This is a genomic window from Pseudodesulfovibrio alkaliphilus, from assembly GCF_009729555.1.
GTDB lineage: Bacteria > Desulfobacterota > Desulfovibrionia > Desulfovibrionales > Desulfovibrionaceae > Pseudodesulfovibrio > Pseudodesulfovibrio alkaliphilus.
Window position 1 is genome coordinate 140,594 of sequence record NZ_WODC01000002.1, and the last position, 19,356, is coordinate 159,949.

18 protein-coding genes and 1 riboswitch are annotated in these 19,356 nt (G+C 62.4%); of the genes, 17 read left to right on the forward strand and 1 reads right to left on the reverse strand.

Annotated features, from left to right (window positions below; all coding sequences use genetic code 11):
• From argH to GKC30_RS04405, 11 genes are all read left to right on the forward strand, one after another.
• A complete protein-coding gene (gene argH, locus GKC30_RS04355; RefSeq protein ID WP_155932512.1) occupies positions 1–1,389 on the forward strand; it encodes an argininosuccinate lyase in 1,389 nt (462 codons plus the stop codon).
• 193 nt (positions 1,390–1,582) lie between these two features.
• Positions 1,583–3,625 carry an ATP-dependent zinc metalloprotease FtsH gene (ftsH, locus tag GKC30_RS04360; RefSeq protein WP_155932513.1) on the forward strand — a complete coding sequence of 681 codons (2,043 nt, stop codon included), beginning with the start codon at positions 1,583–1,585 and terminating at the stop codon, positions 3,623–3,625.
• 10 nt (positions 3,626–3,635) lie between these two features.
• Positions 3,636–4,493 (forward strand): dihydropteroate synthase, encoded by an 858-nt coding sequence (gene folP / locus GKC30_RS04365; protein ID WP_437179102.1) that lies wholly within the window; start codon positions 3,636–3,638, stop codon positions 4,491–4,493.
• A gap of 8 nt (positions 4,494–4,501) precedes the next feature.
• Entirely contained in the window at positions 4,502–5,251 is a 750-nt protein-coding gene (cdaA, locus tag GKC30_RS04370) for a diadenylate cyclase CdaA (protein ID WP_155932515.1), read from the forward strand.
• Between the two features lie 3 nt (positions 5,252–5,254).
• A complete protein-coding gene (locus GKC30_RS04375) occupies positions 5,255–6,160 on the forward strand; it encodes a CdaR family protein (RefSeq protein WP_155932516.1) in 906 nt (301 codons plus the stop codon).
• Between the two features lie 28 nt (positions 6,161–6,188).
• Positions 6,189–7,541 carry a phosphoglucosamine mutase gene (gene glmM / locus GKC30_RS04380; RefSeq protein WP_155932517.1) on the forward strand — a complete coding sequence of 451 codons (1,353 nt, stop codon included), beginning with the start codon at positions 6,189–6,191 and terminating at the stop codon, positions 7,539–7,541.
• A gap of 26 nt (positions 7,542–7,567) precedes the next feature.
• Entirely contained in the window at positions 7,568–8,440 is an 873-nt protein-coding gene (gene galU / locus GKC30_RS04385) for a UTP--glucose-1-phosphate uridylyltransferase GalU (RefSeq protein ID WP_155932518.1), read from the forward strand.
• Positions 8,428–9,216, forward strand: coding sequence for a hypothetical protein (locus tag GKC30_RS04390; RefSeq protein ID WP_155932519.1), 789 nt, complete (start codon positions 8,428–8,430; stop codon positions 9,214–9,216). Before galU ends, GKC30_RS04390 begins: the two co-directional genes overlap by 13 nt.
• Positions 9,217–9,225: 9 nt before the next feature.
• Entirely contained in the window at positions 9,226–11,601 is a 2,376-nt protein-coding gene (gene priA / locus GKC30_RS04395) for a replication restart helicase PriA (RefSeq protein WP_155932520.1), read from the forward strand.
• Between the two features lie 104 nt (positions 11,602–11,705).
• Positions 11,706–12,209, forward strand: a complete 504-nt coding sequence (locus GKC30_RS04400; protein WP_155932521.1) for an OmpH/Skp family outer membrane protein — start codon at positions 11,706–11,708, stop codon at positions 12,207–12,209.
• 10 nt (positions 12,210–12,219) lie between these two features.
• Positions 12,220–13,581, forward strand: coding sequence for an SH3 domain-containing protein (locus GKC30_RS04405; RefSeq protein ID WP_155932522.1), 1,362 nt, complete (start codon positions 12,220–12,222; stop codon positions 13,579–13,581).
• Between the two features lie 70 nt (positions 13,582–13,651).
• On the opposite strand, the gene GKC30_RS04410 is transcribed toward GKC30_RS04405, so the two are convergent.
• A complete protein-coding gene (locus GKC30_RS04410) occupies positions 13,652–14,089 on the reverse strand; it encodes a hypothetical protein (protein WP_155932523.1) in 438 nt (145 codons plus the stop codon).
• Positions 14,090–14,330: 241 nt separating this feature from the next.
• Positions 14,331–14,434: riboswitch (TPP riboswitch) on the forward strand.
• A 94-nt stretch (positions 14,435–14,528) separates the two neighbouring features.
• On the opposite strand from GKC30_RS04410, the gene thiS reads away from it, so the two are divergent.
• Genes thiS through thiC form a run of 6 tightly spaced genes read left to right on the forward strand, consistent with a single transcriptional unit; the run spans position 14,529 to position 19,274 of the window.
• A complete protein-coding gene (gene thiS, locus GKC30_RS04415; protein ID WP_155932524.1) occupies positions 14,529–14,729 on the forward strand; it encodes a sulfur carrier protein ThiS in 201 nt (66 codons plus the stop codon).
• Positions 14,730–14,742: 13 nt separating this feature from the next.
• Positions 14,743–15,525 carry a thiazole synthase gene (locus GKC30_RS04420; protein WP_155932525.1) on the forward strand — a complete coding sequence of 261 codons (783 nt, stop codon included), beginning with the start codon at positions 14,743–14,745 and terminating at the stop codon, positions 15,523–15,525.
• A complete protein-coding gene (gene thiH, locus GKC30_RS04425; RefSeq protein ID WP_367613972.1) occupies positions 15,522–16,682 on the forward strand; it encodes a 2-iminoacetate synthase ThiH in 1,161 nt (386 codons plus the stop codon). The genes GKC30_RS04420 and thiH overlap by 4 nt, the downstream gene beginning before the upstream one ends.
• Entirely contained in the window at positions 16,679–17,308 is a 630-nt protein-coding gene (gene thiF, locus GKC30_RS04430; protein WP_367613973.1) for a sulfur carrier protein ThiS adenylyltransferase ThiF, read from the forward strand. Before thiH ends, thiF begins: the two co-directional genes overlap by 4 nt.
• On the forward strand, positions 17,308–17,970 hold the full coding sequence (thiE, locus tag GKC30_RS04435) for a thiamine phosphate synthase (protein WP_155932864.1): 663 nt from the start codon (positions 17,308–17,310) through the stop codon (positions 17,968–17,970). Before thiF ends, thiE begins: the two co-directional genes overlap by 1 nt.
• On the forward strand, positions 17,970–19,274 hold the full coding sequence (gene thiC / locus GKC30_RS04440) for a phosphomethylpyrimidine synthase ThiC (protein WP_155932527.1): 1,305 nt from the start codon (positions 17,970–17,972) through the stop codon (positions 19,272–19,274). Before thiE ends, thiC begins: the two co-directional genes overlap by 1 nt.
• Positions 19,275–19,356 lie beyond the last annotated feature (82 nt).

Genomic DNA, 19,356 nt, shown 5'->3' on the forward strand with positions numbered 1-19,356 from the left:
ATGGCAGACAAAAAGATGTGGGGCGGTCGGTTCGCCGGCACAACCGCTGCGTCGATGGAGGCGTATTCAGAGTCGGTTTCGTTCGACTGGCGGCTCTATGCCGAAGACATTCGGGGCTCCCAGGCCCATGCGCGGATGCTTGCGCGTCGAGGTTTCCTGACCGATGACGAGGCGGGGCGCATCTGCGAGGGCCTGGACGCGGTCAGGGGCGAGATCGAGGCCGGGCGGTTTACATGGAAGACCGGGCTTGAAGACGTGCACATGAACATCGAGTCGCGGCTGACCGAGATCATCGGCCCCCTTGGCGGCAAGCTGCATACCGCGCGCAGCCGCAACGATCAGGTGGCCCTTGACTTTCGTCTCCATGTCGCCGCCCGGATCGCTGTCTGGCAGGAGCGTCTGGCCGAGCTGGTCAGGGTCTATCTGGACCGGGCCAAGGAGCATGGCGACACCCTGCTGCCCGGCTGCACCCATTTTCAGCCCGCCCAGCCCGTGAGCCTCGCCCATCATCTTCTGGCTTACTGCCAGATGTTCCGGCGCGACCACGAACGCTTGGCCGACTGTCTCAAGCGGGTGCGCGTCATGCCCCTGGGGGCGGCGGCCCTGGCCGGGACCACCCATCCCGTCGATCCGGTCATGGTGGCCGAAGACCTCGGCATGGACGTGATCTTCGCCAACTCCATGGACGCCGTGGCCGACCGCGATTTCGCCATTGAGGCCGTGTTCGCGGGCAGTTTGATCATGACCCACCTCTCGCGCATGTGCGAGGAGGTCATCATCTGGGCCAATCCCAATTTCGGCTATGTCCGGCTGCCCGACGATTATTCCACCGGCTCTTCCATCATGCCGCAGAAGAAGAACCCGGATTCCTGCGAGATCATGCGCGGCAAGACCGGACGGGTTGTGGGTGCGCTGACCGGCCTGCTGGTGCTGGTCAAGGGGCTGCCCATGACCTACAACCGTGACATGCAGGAGGACAAGGAGCCTTTCTTTGACACCGACCGGACCGTGACCTCGTCCCTTGAGATCATGACCGGGTTGCTGGCAAAGCTCGAGTTCGTGCCGGAGAAGATGCTTGCCACGGTGGAGCGCGGTTTTCTCAACGCCACGGAACTGGCCGACTATCTGGCGGCGCGGGGGGTGCCGTTTCGCGAGGCGCACCACATCACCGGGGCGGCCGTGGCTTATGCCGAAGGGCGGGGGGTGGGCCTTGAAGCCCTGAGTCTTGACGAGTTCAGGCGTTTTTCCGACCTCATTGGCGACGACGTTTACGCGGTGCTGGACTACCGGGCTGCGGTCCGGCGGCGGACATCGCCTGGCGGAACCGGGCCGGATTCCGTGCAAGCGCAGATCAATGCGCTTTCCGCATGGCTTGGCTCAGTTAGGTGAGCCGGAATTCCGTTACTCCGTCGTCACGCGGAGGATGGGCCGGGTGTATTTTTTGCTTTGTTTCCCCTTGATTTTTCACCCGGGGACATTACTTTAGGTAACTGACAGACCAAACCACCGGCCGCGCATTCCTGTTGCGGTCCGCTCAAGAGGGCGATCCGGCCAGCCGCCGTGTCGTTCGGAGGAAGTCTCTTTGAACAACCACATGAAAAATCTTGCTGTATGGGCCATCATTTTTGTCTTGATGGTCGTGCTCTTCAATCTGTTCAACCAGCCGCCCATGCCCCAGGACCAGCCCTCGTACAGCGAGTTTCTGTCCATGGTTGACAACGGCAGCGTGGTTGAAGTGAAGATCCAGGGTCAGCGGGTCAGCGGGCTTAAGTCTTCGGGCGAACGCTTCAGCGTCTACACCCCCGACGACCCCAACCTCATCAACACGTTGATCAGGAAGGGCGTACAGGTCAAGGCGGAACCGCCGGACGAGTCGCCCTGGTACATGACGCTGCTGCTCTCCTGGTTCCCCATGCTCCTGCTCATCGGCGTGTGGATTTTCTTCATGCGCCAGATGCAGGGCGGCGGCAGCGGGGGGCGGGGCGCCATGAGTTTTGGCAGGTCCAAGGCGCGTCTGATTAACGAGGAGACGGCGAAAGTCACCTTTGAGGACGTGGCTGGCGTGGACGAGGCCAAGGAGGAACTTTCCGAGATCGTCGATTTTCTGCGCGAGCCGCGCAAGTTCACCCGTCTTGGCGGCCGCATCCCCAAGGGCGTGCTGCTGGTGGGCGGACCGGGCACAGGCAAGACCCTGTTGGCCCGCGCAGTGGCCGGCGAGGCCGGGGTTCCCTTTTACTCCATTTCCGGTTCTGACTTTGTGGAGATGTTCGTGGGCGTGGGCGCCTCCAGGGTGCGCGACCTCTTTGCCCAGGGCAAGAAGAACGCGCCGTGTCTCATTTTTATCGACGAGATCGACGCCGTGGGCCGCCAGCGCGGTGCAGGGCTGGGCGGCGGACATGACGAGCGCGAGCAGACCCTGAACCAGCTGCTGGTGGAGATGGATGGCTTCGAGTCCAACGAGGGCGTCATTCTCGTGGCCGCCACCAACCGTCCCGATGTGCTTGATCCGGCGCTGCTGCGGCCCGGACGTTTCGATCGTCAGGTGGTGGTGCCCAACCCCGACCTGCGTGGACGCGAGCGCATTCTCAAGGTGCATAGCCGCAGAACCCCCCTGGCCCCGGAGGTCAATCTGGAGGTCATCGCCAGGGGAACTCCGGGCTTTTCCGGCGCAGACCTGGAGAACCTTGTCAACGAAGCCGCGCTCCATGCCGCCAAGCTGGGCAAGGACCACGTCAACATGAGTGATTTCGAGGAGGCCAAGGACAAGGTCATGATGGGCGGGCGCGAGCGCCGCAGCCTGCTCATGAGCGAGGAGGAGAAGCGCACCACCGCATACCACGAGGCCGGGCACGCGCTGGTGGGCAAGCTGCTGCCCAAGGCGGACCCGGTGCACAAGGTCTCCATCATTCCTCGGGGAAGGGCCCTTGGTGTGACGCTGTATCTTCCCGAGGAGGAGCGGCTGACCATCTCCAAGGAATACCTTGAGGCCCGCATGGTCTGCGGCATGGGTGGCCGGGTTGCGGAGCTGATCGTCTTCGGCCATCTGACCACCGGGGCTGCCAACGACATCAAGCAGACCACCAAGATCGCCCGGAACATGGTCTGCGCCTGGGGCATGAGCGAGACGCTCGGCCCCCTGGACCTGGGCGACAATCAGGATTCGCTCTTCCTTGGCAGGGAGATTGTCCACAATCGCAACTACGGCGAGGAGACCGCCAAGGCCATCGACGCCGAGGTGCGCCGCTTTGTTGATGAGGCCCACAACACGGCGCATCGGCTGATCTCCGAGAATCGGGATATTCTGGAGGCCATGGCCCAGGCCCTGCTGGAGCGCGAGACCCTCAACAGCGACGAGATCAACCTGCTCATGCAGCGCAAGCCGCTGCCGCCCATGGAGCCTGCCAACGGAGGCCGACCCGGCTCCCCGCCGTCCGGTTCTTCCTCGTCGGGCCCGGCTCCTTCCGCTCCTTCGTCCGGCTACAACGCCGAGGGAAAGGTCGTACCCGGTCCCGGCTACAAGCCGGTCAGCGAGGGCGATTCCGGCGACGACTTCATCCTTGAAGAGGACGAAGGCAGGGACGGTCAGGACCCGGAGCCGGACGATTCCGGTCCCAAGCGGCAATAGGCTCTAGGCCATCATGCGTGACACCACATGGACAGTGAAAGGGGGCAGGGTCTTGGGCCCGGCCCCCTTTTTTATCGCCGGAATCGTCAATGCGACCCCGGATTCCTTTTATGATGGTGGGGCGCACTTTGACGCCGATCGCGCCGTGGCCCATGGATTGAAACTGGCCGCCGAGGGGGCGCATATCCTGGATGTGGGCGGTGAATCCACACGCCCCTATGCCGATCATGTTAGCGTGCTCGACGAGCTTGGACGGGTGCTGCCGGTCATTGAGACGCTGGTGGCGTCAAAGGGCCTGTCCGGCGGGACCGGGCCGGTCGTGTCCGTGGACACCTACAAGGCCGAGGTCGCGGCCCGGGCTTTGGAGGCGGGTGCGGTCATCCTCAACGACGTGTCCGCTTTTTCCTTTGATCCCGGCCTTGGCGATGTCATTGCCCAGTACCGTCCCGGCTATGTGCTCATGCACAGCCTCGGTCGCCCCGGTACCATGCAGGACACGCCCCGATACGCGGATGTGGTCGAGGATATTATGGCTTTTTTCGAAAAGCGGCTTGAGCGGCTTGACCTCCTCGGATTGCCCCTGAACAGGGTGGTTCTTGATCCGGGAATAGGGTTTGGCAAGACGCTTGAGCACAACCTCGCCATACTGCGCAATATCGAGCGGTTTCTGACTTTTGGCCTGCCGTTGTATCTCGGGCTGTCCAACAAATCCCTGTGGCAGGGCCTGCTCGGTCTGCCCGTGGACAAACGGCATAACGCCACTCAGGCGGCCACTGCGCTCATGGCCGCCAGGGGCGTGGCCATCCACCGGGTCCATGAGGTGGAATCAACTCGACAAACATTGACTATCGTTCAGGAAATAGCGTAGCAAAGATCATGTTTGAGCTGTTTGGAATGGAGATAACCTGGCGCGTCGTGCTCGACATCGTGCTCGTTGGCGTCATCTATTACAACATCATTCTCCTGGTGCGGGGGACGCGGGCGGCCGCAGTGCTCTACGGCATGGTGGTGGTGTTGATTATCTACTACTTTTCCGAGCAGTTCAATCTGTACACCTTGAGCACCCTGCTGGGCGAGTTCCTCAGCTCCTTGTTCCTTGTGGTGGTCATCCTCTTTCGTACCGACATCCGCAAGGCGTTGGCCAGCGTGGGCACCAAGCGTTTCTGGACCAAGTCCCAGGTGCGCGACGACACTTTGGACAGCCTGATCCAGGCTGCCATGAACATGGCCCACACCAGCACCGGCGCCATCATGGTCATCGAGAAGAACATGCCCCTTGGCGACATTGTGGAACGGGGCATCGAACTGGACGCCAAGGTCAACAAGGAATTGCTGGAGACCATTTTTGTCACCGACACGCCGCTGCACGATGGCGCGGTCATCATCCGGCGAGACCGGATTGTGGCTGCGGCCTGCATCCTGCCTCTGTCGTCTAAACTGCGCGGCCAGCCCATGTACGGAACCCGGCATCGCGCCGCCCTCGGCATCAGCGAGGAGTCTGACGCGGTGATCATCGTCATTTCCGAAGAGCGTGGCGAGGTCTCGGTGGCCATGAACGGGCGGTTGACCACCAGCCTGGACGAAGTGCGTCTGCGCCGCGTGCTGCGCAACGCTTTGGGACGGTAAGCCATGAAGAAGAATTGGCAGACCATGTTGCTGGCCCTGGGGCTGGCCATCTTTACCTGGTTTCTTGTGACCGGCCGCGAGGTCATTGAAACCTGGGTGGAAATGCCCGTGATCATGACGAATCCTCCCGAAGGACTGATCATCGAGGAGGGCATGGTCGAGAAGATCCAGGTCCGATTGCGCGGCCCCAAGGGGCTGGTGGGCAACCTTTCGTCCCAGACCCTCAATTATCCCCTTGACGTGAGCCGACTCGGCGTTGGGCAGCAGGTGGTGGAGATAGACGCCTCGCGCCTGCCCCTTTCCTCGGCCTACGAGATCATTGAGGTTCGGCCCAATCGGCTTCGTCTGGTGGTAGACCGTCGGATGACCAAATCCATTGCCCTTGAGGCCGCCTGGTCGGGCCAGCTCAACCCGGATTACGTCCTGCGCGAGGTGCGCGTCACTCCGCAAACGGTGGAGGTTCGCGGCCCGGAAACCAAGCTGCGGAAACTTTCCACCATCAAGGTGGTCATGCACGAGGACTTCCCCGACACCGTGCCCGAGCGCTGGGCCGAAGATGTGGGCGTCGAGGTTCCCGACGAGGTCAGGCCATCGCCCGGCCGGGTGCGGGTGGAGGCGTTATTCGGCCCAAAAACCCGTGAAATATGGGTCAAACTGCCTCTTTCCTTTGACGATCCCAAAGGGCTTCGGGCTGCGGTGGCCCAGGATTATGTGCGTCTGCTCATTGAAGGGCCCATCGCCCTGTTCCGAAACAACGAATACCGGACCGACATGACCGCCACCCTGACCTTTCCCGACAAACCCGCCGAGGGGAGGTTCGATCTTGATTTTTCGGTGACATTGCCCGAAGGGTGCTCGCTGGTGCGGAAGAACCCGGAAACGATCACGACCACGTTGACCAAAAGATAGACGCCGCATCGCGGCCATGGAGCATTGCATGAAGCAGAGGCTTTTCGGAACCGATGGCCTGCGCGGCCAGGGCAACATCTTTCCCATGACCCCGGAGATCGCCCTGCGGCTCGGCCTGGCCGCCGGGCAGTATTTTCGCAGTGGCTCGGGTCGCAACCGGGTGGTCATTGGCAAGGACACGCGCCTGTCGGGATATGTTTTCGAGACAGCCCTGACTTCCGGGCTGTGCGCCAACGGCATGGATGTCTTTCTCGTCGGCCCGCTGCCCACTCCGGCCATTTCATTCTTGACGCGCAACATGCGCGCCGACCTTGGGGTGGTCATTTCGGCCAGTCATAATCCGTTCATGGACAACGGCATCAAGTTCTTCGACCGCGAGGGCTTCAAACTGCCCGATGCAGTGGAAGACGAGATCAGCGAACTGGTGCTGACCGCGGACTCCCGCTGGGAATACCCTGCGCCCGAGCAGATCGGCAAGGCGCACCGCATCGTGGACGCACAGGGGCGTTACATCGTCTACCTCAAGAACAGTTTTTCTCCCAAGCTGACCCTGGACGGCCTCAAGATCGTGCTCGACTGTGCCAACGGGGCGGCCTACGGCGTGGCTCCAAGCGTACTTGAGGAGCTGGGCGCCACGGTGGTCCGGGTGGGCACCAAGCCTGACGGGCTGAATATCAACCACAAGTGCGGCTCCCTCTATCCCGAGGTCATCTCGCACATCGTGGTGGACGAGGATGCGGATATGGGCATCGCCCTGGACGGCGACGCGGACAGGCTCATCGTCTGCGATGAAAAGGGTCGTATCCTTGATGGCGATCAAATCATGGCCTTATGCGCCCTGGAGATGATGGAAAAGGGCAGGCTTCCCGGCAACATGCTGGTGGCTACGGTCATGAGCAACATGGCCCTTGAGCTTTTCATGCTTGAGCATGGCGGCAGGCTGCTGCGTACCGCGGTGGGCGACCGCTACGTGGTCGAGGCCATGCGCCGCGAGGGCGCGAGCCTTGGCGGGGAGCAGTCGGGCCATCTGGTTTTCATGGACCATTCCACCACCGGGGACGGTCTCCTTGCAGCTCTCCAATTATTGCGTATAATGCTGGAAAAACAACGCCCGCTCTCGGAGCTGGCCGGGCTGCTCGAACCCTTTCCCCAGGAACTGCGCAACGTCCATGTGGAGCGCAAGATTCCCTTTGAGCAGGCTCCCGGGCTCCAGGCCGAAGTGGACAGGGTGGAGCGGGATCTGCGCGGCAAGGGACGCGTCCTTCTGCGCTACTCGGGTACCGAGGCGGTCTGCCGGGTCATGGTCGAAGGCCCGGATGACGAGGTCGTGCGCCGTCATGTCGAGACCCTGGTCCAGGCCTGTGAAAAATTCCTGCGCTAAGGCCAGCAAATACACGGAGGATTCTCATGGAGATCACCAAGGCAGTCATTCCCGTCGCCGGATGGGGCACCCGTTCGCTCCCCGCCACCAAGAACGTCCCCAAGGAGATGCTGCCCATCTTCCGCAAGCCCATCGTCCAGTACATCGTGGAGGAGGGCATCGGCGCGGGTATAACCGATGTGGTCTTTGTCACCAACCAGAACAAGACCATCATTGAGGACCACTTTGACCGCAACTTTCTGCTTGAACAGCTCCTGGCCAGGGCAGCCAAGGTGGACATGCTCGAAGAGGTCCGTCGCGTGGCCGACATGGTCAACGTCATTGCCGTGCGCCAGAAGGAACAGCTCGGCCTGGGCCATGCCGTCCTCACGGCCCGCGAGGTCTGCCGCAACGAACCCTTTGCGGTCATGCTTGGCGACGATCTTATGTTCGGCCGCGACACCGGGATAGGCGAGCTGATCAAAGCCGCCAGGACCGAGAACAAGGCCGTGGTGGGCGTCATCGAAGTCCCGAGGCACAAGGTCAGCAAGTACGGGGTGATCAAGGGCACGGAATTCGCCAAGGGCATGTACACGGTTTCGAGCCTCGTGGAAAAGCCTTCGGTGGAGGAGGCCCCTTCGAACCTTGCCATCATTGGCCGCTATGTTCTGTTGCCCGAGATTTTCGACATTCTCGCCGGGCAAAAAGCGGGTGTGGGCGGTGAAATCCAGCTGACGGACGCCCTGCAGGGACTGGCCGACCGTGACAAGCTCATCGCCGTCAAGCTCCAGGGGCAGCGGTTCGATGCCGGAGACTGGGTGGAGTACCTGACGGCCAACATCTATTTCGCCCTTCAGGACGAGGAGCTTCGCGACGAACTAGTCAAACGCCTCCAGGAGTTGCTGTCTTGTCCAAGCTGATCCCCGCCCTGTGCCTTGTGGCCCTTGTGGCGTTCATGGTGCCGCCTGTCGGCGCTGTTTCGGCTGACGAGGAGGAACTCGCCCGGGCGTTGCGCAGACAGTATGGCGGGTTGACTTCCTGGGAGGCGGTCATGACCTTTGCCGACTCTCCCGGCGTATCTGTCCATGTCTGGCAGTCCCGCGGTCGCTGGCGGCAGGAGTGGACCTTTCCCGCGGAACCGTCAGGTGCATCGCATAACGGGTCCGTTGCCGACTCGGGCGAAGCCTTTGCCGTGGCCGTGGGCATGGATGGCCGGGTGGTGGCTTCCTGTCTTGAGGGCGATTTTGCCCTGTCCCCGCTTATGCTCTGGATGCCTGCCGGTCCCGTGGACCGATGGAAGGCATGGGGTGTGGACATCGCCGAACGCAGTTATGGGTTTTGCGGGGATGCGCCCTGCCTCATGCTCGGGGCAGAACCGGGGGACGCTGTCGGTCCTGCCGTTTGGCTGCATAACGAGGATATGGCACCGCTCATGGTGCGCTACAGGGACGGAAGACGGATGGTGGAAATCCAATTTGCCGGGTATCTGACCCTGTCGGGATTCCGGTTGCCGGGGCAGGTGAATATCCGGGTCGGCGATGCTGCGACGACCGCCACTGTACGCTGGATCGCGATCAATCGAGCCGACGGCGAGGCGCTGTATGCGCGGGACAATCTCGGTTCCCGGCCTTGCGCGGTGCCTCCGCCGCCTTTTGACCTTCTGCGCGACGCCGTTCGCCATCCTTCCCCGGAATAGGTGGCCGCCATGGCCGATCTCTGGCAGGTCACTCTTGTCAGTCCTCCCTATCACACGCTGACTTACGAGCGTCCGCCGCATTTTCCCCAGCTGGTTCCGGGGCTGCGCGTCATTGTCCCCTTGGGCCGGTCCCATCGCATGGGCGTGGTCGTCGGTCCTGCCGACAAGGAGGGCCAGGATCGGCCGGAAGGCATGGTTTTCAAAGCCATGATCTGGCCTCTGGAAACGTCCCCGCTGCTGGACTCGGCGTATCTTGATCTGGCCGCCAACCTTGCCACCCGGCAGATGGCCAGTCCTGGGCGCATTCTCGAAACCCTCCTGCCGCGGGGTCTGCGCACTGCTGCCGTCACCTTCCGCGTGGACCGGCATGTGGCGGATCGGCCTTTGCCGGGCTCGATTCGGCCCGCCGAGCTTGCCAGACTGACCGGGGCCGACAGGCAGGCGCTCATGGAGTTGTGGCTTGCCGGGCGGATGCGGGTGCGGATCAATGCCAAGCGCGAGGAGGAAGAGCGTTTCGTTTCCCTTGTCTCGGACCCGCCCTGGGCCGTTCGACCCAATGCCAAGCGGCAGATACGAATCCTCGAACACCTTTTGGACAATGGGCCGCAAAGCCTCTTTTCCTTGCGCCATGCTCTTGGCGAATGGGCCGTGGAAACCGCCGCGAAGATGGAAGGGGCGGGCTTGGTCTCGCTGGGCGAGTTGACCGCAGACCGTCTGGCCGAGGTGGACGCCGGGCCCGGTCCTTGCGTCGGGCGCGAACCTCCTGCATTTGTCCTCACCGACGAGCAGCGTACCGCCCTCGAGGCTCTGCGGGCGACCATGGACGGGGCGGGCGGGGCGCACCTTGTCCACGGCGTCACCGGCAGCGGCAAGACCATACTCTACCTCGAACTGGTTCGCGCTTGTCTTGAGCGGGGTCGTTCGGCCATGCTCCTTGCGCCGGAGGTGGCCCTGGCTTACCGGGTACACAGGGTTGCGGCCGAGCATTTTCCTGGGCGGCGCATTCTCTTTTATCATGGCTATCAGAGCCCTCTGAAACGCGAGACCGCCTTTGTTGACGCCGCTCGGGAAGGGGAGCCTTTCGTGGTCGTGGGTACGCGCTCGGCCCTGTTCCTGCCTGTGTCCGATCTCGGGCTTGTGGTGCTTGACGAGGAGCACGACGAGTCGTTCAAGCAGGACGAACGGTTGGCCTATCATGCCAAGGAGGTGGCCTGGTTCCGCGCCGAGCGCGGAGGCGGTCTGTTGGTGCTCGGCTCGGCCACGCCGGACGTGAAGACCTTCCACGCCGCCCGCAGCGGGACCATCGCCATGTCCAGTCTGACCCGCCGGGTGGGGGAAAGCGTGTTGCCCGGCGTGGAGCTGGTGGACATCTCATCCCTGGCCGGCTCGGCCGCTCCCTTTGCCCCGGCCACCGAGGCGGCAATTCGCCAGACCGTGGAGCAGGGGCGTCAGGCCATCGTCATGCTCAACCGGCGGGGGTACGCGCCACTCATGTACTGTCTCGACTGCGGTGAGACCGTGCGTTGCTCCGAGTGCGAGGTGGGCATGACCTATCACAAGGGCCGAGAGCGGCTTCTCTGCCACTACTGCGGCCAGTCCAGGTCCTATCCGCTGCTCTGCGCCCGTTGCGGGGGGGGCAATTTCGTTCCCATGGGCGAGGGCACCGAGCGGATCAAGGAGCATCTGGAAGAGTTGTTGCCCGAGGGGGCCAAGGTGCTGCGCCTGGACCGCGACGCCACCCGGCGTCAGGAGCGGCTGGAAGATATCCTGGGTGCCTTTGGGCGGGGAGAGGCGCAGGTGTTGGTCGGGACGCAGATGATTTCCAAGGGACACCACTTTCCTGATGTGACCCTGGTGGCTGTGGCCGACGGCGACCTGGGACTGAGTTTGCCTGACTACCGGGCCACGGAGCGGACTTTCCAGTTGCTGGTCCAGGTGGCTGGCCGCGCCGGACGCGGCCTTGAGCCGGGGCGGGTTCTGATTCAGACGCGCAACCCCGGCCATCCCATCTGGCGAGATGTACTCTCCGCTGATTACGCGGCCTTTTACGAGCGTGAAATCGGGCGGCGCAGACTCTTTGGCTACCCGCCCTTCACCCGGCTCGCACTGGTGCGTATCAGCCATCCGGCGGACTTTGCCGGGGCGGCCGCCCTTGATCTTTTGGGCCGGGTGCTGGCCGAAAGGGCCAGGGAGCTAGGCATCACCGCTCTGGGGCCGGCTCCGGCCCCGTTGGCCATGCTGCGCGGGCGCAGGCGGTTCAACTGTTTGTTCAAGGGCGACGACTGGGGCAGAATCCGCGTCCTGTTCGCACATCTTGTGCAGGCCAATCCCTGTCCGACCAAGGTGCGTCTCGGTTTGGACCTGGACCCTTTGACAACCCTGTGACCCGCCTCGACAACCCGGGGGCTTTGCGGCTACAGTGCCTCGATTGCGGCGATATGCGTTGGTCCGCTCCCAGGGTTTTTTTTGGAGAAGAGGAAAATATCCGCATGAAAATGCTGAAAGTCAGTCTGTTCATTCTGTGCCTTTTCCTGGCCTTGCCCGTCTCGGCCCAGGTTTCCAAGGTGGGGTTCGTCAATCCCCAGCGTATAATCAACGAGTCGCGCATCGGCCGGATCGCCCAGGAGGACTTGGCCCGGTTGGGTCGGGAGAAGGATCGACGCGTGCGCGAATCCTTGGAGCGGGTCGAAGCCATCAAGGCCGAAATCGGGCAGGGAACCCTGACCGTGTCAGAGGAGCAGACCCGCGAGCGGGCGCTAAGGCTGGCCGCACGGGAATACGAGATCCTGGTGGAGGAAAGCAACGCGGACATTCAGACCGAGGAGCGGCAGCTCATCCAGTTCGTCATGCGCCGGGCGGATTCCATTCTTCGCCGTATCGCAGAGGAGGCCGGATTCACCATGATTCTCACCGATCCCGAGATCATCGGCTATGTGGCCAATTCCATGGACATCACCGACCGCGTCATCAAAGAACTCGACGCCATGATATAGGCGGTATCCGATGCGAAAGACATCCGTAATCATTCTGGCGGCCCTGTGCTTGACACTTCTTGGCGCGATCACCGCCGCCGCCTTTGGCGAGATACGGTATCCTGATCGGCCTCTGAACCTGCGCGCCGATCGTTCGGCCCAGGCCCGCTGGGTGGGCAGTCTGCATCCGGGCCAGAAGGTCCGGGTGGCCTTCATGAAGGATGGCTGGGTCGCGGTGTTCGAGCCGGGCGAAACCCGTGCCGACGAGTCCGCGGCCGTGGGGTTTTCCAATGCCAGGTACCTGCTGCCCAAAGCCACTCGGGTGGAGCCGGATACCTGGGGTGAGCTGGTCTATACTCCGCGCAAGCTCAACATCCGCGACTCTTCGTCCATCAGCGGCAAGGTCGTGGGTTCGTTGGAGGCCATGCAGCGCGTCAAGGTGGATTTTCCCGAAGGGGACTGGGTCATGGTCTTTCGGGAAAACGCCACCATTCGTTCGCAGATGAATGCCCTCGGCTACAGTGCGGCCAAGTATTTCGAGCCGGTCACGACCCAGGTGTCCGATCCCCAGGCCGCAGCGCCCGCTGATGAAGCCGGGACAAGCGGTGTGGCTGAGGTCCGCGCAATGGCCGTCACCCCTCCCGCCGTGCAGCCTCCGCCCGTGGCTCAACCCGCTGTTGCGGCACCCGCTCCGACAGAGGATGTCGTGGCGGTCAAAGACGCTTCCGGCGACTGGGGCAAGGTCGTCACCCTGCAACGCGACATAAGCCTCTGGCGCGAGCGGACTTCGGGTTCGACCGAGGTTCGCGCCCTGAAGGCGGGGGATAGGGTGCGCGTGGATTTCCTCAAGAGCGGCTGGTACGCTGTGTTTGAGGAGAACGAGGTGCTGCGTAGCGAAAACCGCGCCCTGGGCTATGCGTTGCGGGCTCTTGTGGACGGCGACGGCAGTGACGCCGCGGCCCCTCCGGCCGGTCCGGCTCCGGCACAGCCTCAACCTCCGGCCATTGCAGAGGGTGCGCCAAGACAGACCGTAACCATTGACCGGAGCCGGTTCTCCGGGGCCCGGCGGCCGGACCCGACACCCGACAAGAACGCCCACGGTTATCAGTACCGGCTGCTGGAGAAATCCGAAACCAAGAAATATGGTGTGACCTGGATATCTATCAAGGTGTTCCTGGGCACCACCAAGCTGCCCGACGCGAACCAGCTCAAGGACTTTTCCACTACCCTTTGGAACGAGCACAGGCGGGCCATGCGCAATCTTGTGGTCCATATCTATCTGCCGGGCATGGATATTGACGATCTTGCCTATGGGGTGGTCAGCTTCGACGACAAAGCCATGCTCGAACTCTGGGTCAGACAGGTAACCCTGTTCGGGACCAAGTTCCTCTAGGGTCTGTAACGGCCTGAAAGTTCTGCAAGCAAACAGGCGCGGCCCCGTTGAGGGCCGCGCCTGTTTGCTTCTAGACCATGTCGTTTTCGAAAAAAAGGGGAACAGCCTTTTTGAGGCCGCCGCGCTGTGTGGGCCGTCTGGCTGGAACCGCAGTCTTGGAGGGGACCATGAAGCGACTTTGGCAGTTTCTGCATTCCCAGTTGTTTTCGCGTCGCTGGAGGTTGATCAGCAGCCCGTCGCGATCATAGCACACCTGGCAGTAGGGGCCTTTTTGCTCTCCTCCGTCAGTCAGCCAGTATTTCTGGCCGTCGAAGCGCACGTTGTCGGCCAGATCAAGGACAGCCGCCACTTCGTGGAGCTGGGCCTTGAGCGCCTCGTTTTCCTCGCACACGGCAAGGAATTCGTCTTGGAGGCTTTTCAGAATGGCTTCGGCCTCGCTGTGTTTGCCCTCGCGGCACAACAGCAGGGCACGCTTGAATCCCGTGGCCTGTAACAGAGTCGAAGACATGGAGCGTTTCTCCTGTTTTGGAGTGGGTTACGCGATCCTTATCGGCATGATTTCAAGCTCACTTTAGGAATTTTTGGAACATCAATCCAACGGGATGGATGATCCGGTCCGGGCGGCCAGTTGTTGCTGGCAGGCGGGGGTGGTGCGCGATGGCGTTTAACATTCAAGTATGTATGAGTTTTTTCTCGGTGGCGTTGATTGATGGCACCGCCTTTACATGGCGTCCTCTTTGGCATAGGGTCTTGGCAGCTAGGGGTGCCTCATGGAGGCTGAGATGGGCCGTTGGCCTGACCCTTTGAACCTGATGCGGGTAATCCTGCCGTAGGGAAGCTGCATACGTCTGTATTTTTGTTTTGCAGTATGCGCTTGCCTCTTCATGGCAGGCGCGTTTTTTTTGGCTGTGCGGTCTTGAGAGGCCAACTGTGCAAGGGAGAAGGGCATGATCGTGGTGGTAAACGGAACACGGCGGGAAATCGATCGGGGAGCCACGCTGCTCGGTCTGCTTGAAGGGCTTGGCATCAACCCGGATACGGTGGTGGTGGAGCGCAATCAGGAGATAGTTCCCTCGGTCGCCTTTGCCGCGGTTGTCCTGAACGAGGGCGACCATCTCGAGGTGCTCCGTTTTGTTGGCGGCGGTTAGACAGGAGAAGACGATGACAGGCGACGGATTTGAAATAGGGGGCGTGGTCCTTGAGAGCCGGTTGTTCACCGGAACCGGAAAATACGCCGACGATGCGGTTATCCCCGAGGTCTGCGCGGCCTCGGGATCGCAGGTGGTCACCGTGGCCCTGCGCCGGGTGGATCTCGGTTCAGCCACCGGCAACGTCATGGACCATATCCCCAAGCACATGAAATTGCTGCCCAACACTTCCGGGGCCAGGACCGCCGACGAGGCGGTACGCATAGCCCGCTTGGCCAGGGCCATGGGCTGCGGCGACTGGATCAAGATCGAGGTCATCTCCGACAACCGTTATTTGTTGCCGGACGGCTACGCGACGTGCAAGGCCACGGAGATTCTCGCCGCCGAGGGATTTGTGGTTCTTCCCTACGTCAATGCCGACCTGTACGTGGCCCGTTCCCTGGCGGATGCCGGGGCCGCGGCCATCATGCCCCTTGGGGCGCCCATCGGCACCAATCGGGGGCTAAAGACCCGGGAGATGATCCGTATACTCATTGAGGAGATGGACTTGCCCGTCATTGTGGACGCAGGTATTGGCCGTCCCTCTGAAGCCTGCGAGGCCATGGAGATGGGCGCGGCCGCTTGCCTTGTGAACACGGCCATTGCCACGGCGGGCGATCCCGTGGTCATGGCCAGGGCCTTTGGCCGGGCGGTACGGGCCGGGCGGGAGGCGTATCTGGCCGGTCCGGGCGTTTCACGCGGTCTTGCTTCGGCCTCGTCGCCGCTGACCGGATTTCTGGGCGGGGAGGGAGCGTGAGTTTTTATCCTCAATGCGCAGAATACGGGGCCATGCCTTTGGACGCGATGAGCGCTGCCGTCACCGGGGGCGATGTCCGACGCGCCCTGGCCGGAGAGTGCCGCTCGCCCGGCGATCTGCTGGCTCTGCTCAGTCCGGCTGCGGCACTGTATCTGGAGGAGATGGCCGGGCGGGCCAGCCGGTTGACATTGCAGCATTTCGGCCGGACCATCCAGCTTTTCACTCCGCTCTATCTTTCCAACCACTGCGCCAACCACTGCGTCTATTGCGGGTTCAACGCCGCCAACGCCATTCCCCGCTCCCACCTCTCCCTGGAGCAGGTGGAGGCCGAGGCGCGGGCCATCGCGGCCACGGGCCTGCGTCAACTGCTTATCCTCACGGGAGAATCCAGGACCAAGGCATCGCCAGAGTACCTGGAAGCCTGTCTTGGCGTGTTGCGCCGTCATTTTCCCTCTGTGTTCATGGAGATATACGCCATGGAGCAGGACGAGTACGGGCGTATGATCCGGGCTGGGATCGACGGACTGACCCTGTTTCAGGAGACCTACGACGAATCCTTGTATGCCCGGCTCCATCCGCACGGACCAAAGCGCGACTATCGCTTCCGCCTGGATGCGCCCGAGCGGGCCTGCCGGGCCGGGATGCGCGTGGTCAACATCGGTGCGTTGCTCGGCCTTGGCGATTGGCGCAAGGACGCCCTGCTCACCGGCTTGCACGCCGCCTATCTGCAGCGCAGGTATCCCCAGGCGGACATCGCCGTGTCCCTGCCGCGCATGCGGCCCCATGCGGGCGGATTCCAACCGGCAAGCATCGTTTCCGACGCCGATCTGGTGCAGATCATGCTCGCCTTACGCCTGTTCCTGCCTCGTCTGGGCATCACCATCTCCACCCGCGAAACGGCCCGGCTGCGCGACAACCTGTTGCCTTTGGGCGTCACGCGCATGTCGGCCGGGGTGTCCACGGCCGTGGGCGGGCACTCGCAGGAGAGCGAGACGGAGGGCGGCGCAGTGGGCCAGTTCGAGATCAGCGACGATCGCAGCGTGGAGGAGATGTGCGCCATGCTTCGGGCCCACGGCTTCCAGCCTGTTTTCGCCGATTGGCACCCCCCGGTGAACGGGGCGGCCATTCCCGCCCCACGAGCCGGAGGTCTGGTGTGAACACCGTTGAGCGAGGCATTGCCGTCTATCTGGGCGAGGAACGGTTGCGCCATCTTCAGGGGGTGACCGTGGGCATCGCAGGGGCCGGGGGGCTGGGCAGCAATTGCGCCATGCTTCTTGTGCGCAGCGGGTTCAAACGCTTCGTGCTTGCTGATTTTGACCGGGTGGACGCCTCGAATCTCAACCGGCAGGCGTATGAGGCCGACCAGATCGGCCAGCTCAAGGTGACGGCTCTTTCTCAGAACATGCGTGCCGTGAACCCGGACCTTGGCCTTGATCTGTGCACCGAGCGCATCACTTCCGACAATGTGGCGGCGGTGTTCTCCGGTTGCGATGCCGTGGTCGAAGCCTTTGACGACCCCCTGTGCAAGCGGGCGCTGGTGGAGAGTCTGCTGCCCGTCGGCGTCCTGGTGGTGGCTGCCTCTGGCATCGGGGGCCATGGCAATGCGGATATGCTGGTCACTCGTCGGGTGCGGGACAACTTCATCCTCGTAGGCGACATGGAGACCGAATGCTCCATGGAGCACCCCCCGCTCGGGCCTCGAGTGGCCCTGGCCGCTGCCAAGCAGGCCGATGCGGTGCTGGATTATTTTCTCAAGACATTCCAGGAACAAGGAGGAGCATGATGGGCGCACGAGAGATCACCCGCCAATCGGTTCTGGACACGGATATCTACTGCCTTACCGCCGAGAAGTTTTCTCGCGGCAGGAGCAACATTGAGGTGGTGCGGGCTATGCTCGAGTGCGGCATCCGGCTCGTCCAGTACCGCGAGAAGAACAAGAAAATGGGTGCCAAGTATGAGGAATGCCTAGAAATTCGTCGCATGACCCGCGAGGCCGGGGCCGCCTTTATCGTCAATGACGATATCGATCTCGCCGTGCTGGTGGGGGCGGACGGCGTCCACATCGGCCAGGAGGATCTGCCTCTTGAGGCGGTGCGGCGTCTGGTGGGCGAGGGGATGGCAATAGGTCTGTCCACCCACTCGCCCGAGGAGGCTCAGGCCGCCGTGCGGCGCGGGGCGGACTACATCGGCGTGGGGCCCATTTTCCGCACCTTTACCAAGGAAGATGTCTGCGACCCCGTGGGGTTTGACTATCTGGAGTATGTGGCCCGCGAAATAGATATCCCCTTTGTGGCCATCGGCGGCATCAAGCGCCATAACGTGGCCGAGGTGGTGCGCCGGGGCGCACACTGTGTGGCCGTGGTCACGGAAGTCGTCCAGGCCGACGACATCGGCGAAGCAATCATCGGACTGCGCGAGGCCATGCAGTCCGGCAAGGAGAAATAATGAAGTATACGACACAAATGGACGCCGCCCGCAAGGGCATCGTCACCCCCCAGATCAAGACCGTGGCCCGCAAGGAAAACATGCGTACGGAAGACCTGATGGAGCGCATGGCCCGCGGTGCGGTGATCATCCCTGCCAACCGCAACCACGTCAATCTCGATCCCGAGGGCGTGGGCGAGGGAATGCGTATCAAGATCAACGTCAACCTCGGCATCTCCAAGGATTGCAGCGCCATTGAGTCAGAGTTGGACAAGGTTCGTGCCGCGTTGGATCTCAAGGCCGAGGCCATCATGGACCTGAGTTGCTATGGCAAGACCCGGGAGTTTCGCCGCAGACTGGTGGAGATGTCGCCTGCCATGATCGGCACCGTACCCATCTACGACGCCGTGGGCTTCTACGACAAGAATCTTCAGGATATTACCGTGGATGAGTTCTTCGACGTTGTCGAGCGGCATGTGGAGGACGGTGTGGACTTCCTGACCATCCACTGCGGCTTGAACCGGCATACCGCGGAGAAGGTCAAACAGTCCAAGCGCTTGACCAACATCGTCTCGCGAGGCGGCTCGCTGCTCTTTACCTGGATGGAGATCAATCAGGCTGAAAACCCGTTTTACGAGCATTTTGATCGGCTGCTCGACATCTGCGAGGAATACGATGTGACCTTGAGCCTGGGCGACGGCTGCCGCCCCGGCTGCCTGCACGACGCCACTGATGCCTGTCAGGTGGAGGAGCTGATCACCCTGGGCGAGTTGACCAAGCGTGCCTGGGAGCGAAACGTCCAGGTGATGATCGAGGGACCGGGCCACATGGCCATGAACGAGATACCCGGCAACATGATGATGGAAAAACGGCTGTGCCACGGCGCTCCCTTCTATGTCCTCGGCCCGCTGGTCACGGATGTGGCCCCTGGCTACGACCACATCACCGCGGCCATTGGCGGGGCCATTGCGGGCATGTCCGGCGCGGACTTCCTGTGCTACGTCACCCCGGCCGAGCACCTGCGCCTGCCCACCCTTGAGGATATGAAGGAGGGCATCATCGCCACCCGCATCGCGGCCCACGCAGCCGATGTGGCCAAGGGGTACCCCGGCTCCCGCGCCTGGGACGACGCCATGAGCAAGGCCCGTGCCGCACTGGACTGGCCCGGCATGTTCGATCTGGCCATGGACCCGGTCAGGCCCCGCCAGTATCGGGAATCCTCCAAGCCCGAACACGAGGACTCCTGCACCATGTGCGGCAAGATGTGCGCCGTGCGCAATATGAATCGCGTCCTGGATGGCAAGGATATTCAGCTGGACGACTGATGGAATCGCAACGGCTGTTTTGAGAAAAGGGGTGGCGGCAGTCGCCCCTTTTTTTGTGCCATGGGCATGATCGGACATGCGC

Coding starts and splice junctions, on each gene's coding strand:
- galU (WP_155932518.1), top strand. CDS start 7,568: ATGGAGATCACCAAGGCAGTCATTCCCGTCGCCGGATGGGGCACCCGT.
- GKC30_RS04410 (WP_155932523.1), bottom strand. CDS start 14,089: ATGTCTTCGACTCTGTTACAGGCCACGGGATTCAAGCGTGCCCTGCTG.
- thiE (WP_155932864.1), top strand. CDS start 17,308: ATGGGCGCACGAGAGATCACCCGCCAATCGGTTCTGGACACGGATATC.
- GKC30_RS04420 (WP_155932525.1), top strand. CDS start 14,743: ATGACAGGCGACGGATTTGAAATAGGGGGCGTGGTCCTTGAGAGCCGG.
- glmM (WP_155932517.1), top strand. CDS start 6,189: ATGAAGCAGAGGCTTTTCGGAACCGATGGCCTGCGCGGCCAGGGCAAC.
- thiC (WP_155932527.1), top strand. CDS start 17,970: ATGAAGTATACGACACAAATGGACGCCGCCCGCAAGGGCATCGTCACC.
- GKC30_RS04405 (WP_155932522.1), top strand. CDS start 12,220: ATGCGAAAGACATCCGTAATCATTCTGGCGGCCCTGTGCTTGACACTT.
- GKC30_RS04400 (WP_155932521.1), top strand. CDS start 11,706: ATGAAAATGCTGAAAGTCAGTCTGTTCATTCTGTGCCTTTTCCTGGCC.
- argH (WP_155932512.1), top strand. CDS start 1: ATGGCAGACAAAAAGATGTGGGGCGGTCGGTTCGCCGGCACAACCGCT.
- GKC30_RS04375 (WP_155932516.1), top strand. CDS start 5,255: ATGAAGAAGAATTGGCAGACCATGTTGCTGGCCCTGGGGCTGGCCATC.
- thiS (WP_155932524.1), top strand. CDS start 14,529: ATGATCGTGGTGGTAAACGGAACACGGCGGGAAATCGATCGGGGAGCC.
- priA (WP_155932520.1), top strand. CDS start 9,226: ATGGCCGATCTCTGGCAGGTCACTCTTGTCAGTCCTCCCTATCACACG.
- cdaA (WP_155932515.1), top strand. CDS start 4,502: ATGTTTGAGCTGTTTGGAATGGAGATAACCTGGCGCGTCGTGCTCGAC.